We start from the raw sequence: 1,145 nt of genomic DNA, 5'->3' as shown, positions 1-1,145 counted from the left end.
CAGCTCTAAAGAGTAAAAATATTTCGAGCAAATAAATTCCGAAAATGTAATAATTATAGTAAAATTATATAGAGATAATACGCTAAATTACTACGTTTTCGGAGGTCTTATGAAAAAGAAATTAACAAGAAAAGAAAAAAGAGAAGCAGAAAAACAAATAAATTTTTTCGAGGAGTTCTTAAAAATACGTAAGCACTTCTTTTGTAACTTTAATCAGAAATTAAAATCAGTAAATGAAGTCAGACATTCAAGCTATATAACATATGAACCTGACATATTATTGTTTACAATAATAATGAAAAATATCTCAGGAATACATAGTATGAATAAAATGACTAAAGATTTTAATAATGATACTGTTATTAATAATTTTTCTAAAGTATTAGGATATAATGATTTAGAAGAAATCCCTCATTATGACACTATAAATAACTTTTTAAAAAAACTACCTATATCAGAATTAGAAAAAATAAGAATTTATATGATAAAAGCATTGATGAGAAAGAGATGTTTAGAAAAATATAGATTATTGGATAAATATTGGTGTATAGCTATTGATGGAACACATTTAGTATCTTTTGATGAAAAACATTGTGAAAACTGTTTAAAGAAAGAATATCATGATAAAGATACAGATGAAGTTGTAAAAACAGTCTATTATCATGTCGTATTAGAAGCTAAGTTAATAGTTGGAGATATGGCATTAAGTATTGCTACAGAGTTTATTGAAAACGAAAGCGGTAGCTATAGTAAACAAGATTGTGAAATAAAAGCATCTAAAAGATTAGCAGAAAAATTAAAAAAATCATTTCCAAGACTTCCAATATGTTTATTGGGAGATAGTCTTTATTCATGTGAACCTTTATATGAAGTTTGTAAACAAAACAATTGGAAATTTATTTTTAGATTTAAAGAAGGAAGAGCAAAAACTCTATGGAGTGAATTTGAAGAAATTAAAAAGATTGAGTGTCACAAAGTTAGAAATCATAAATATGTGAATGATATTGAGTACCATAAAATAGGTCTGAATATAGCAGAAACAAATGTTACAGTTGATAAAAGCAAGAAAGAAAAAACTGAATTAACATTTATTTTTGTTACAGATATAAAAATAACAGATAGAAATATTGAACAGATATTCAATG

Annotated in this window: 1 protein-coding gene; it reads left to right on the top strand. The window is 24.8% G+C overall.

Annotated elements, in window-relative coordinates; all coding sequences use genetic code 11:
* Positions 1 to 109: 109 nt before the first annotated feature.
* Positions 110 to 1,145: transposase family protein (locus HF850_RS15330; RefSeq protein ID WP_169106277.1), on the top strand; the 1,036-nt coding region annotated here is incomplete at its 3' end.

The sequence above is a fragment of the Clostridium sp. SM-530-WT-3G genome (assembly GCF_012843905.1).
Taxonomy (GTDB): Bacteria; Bacillota; Clostridia; order Clostridiales; family Clostridiaceae; genus Clostridium.
The sequence above is the reverse complement of the archived record's forward strand: the minus strand, read 5'-3'. Positions and strand labels throughout refer to the sequence as shown.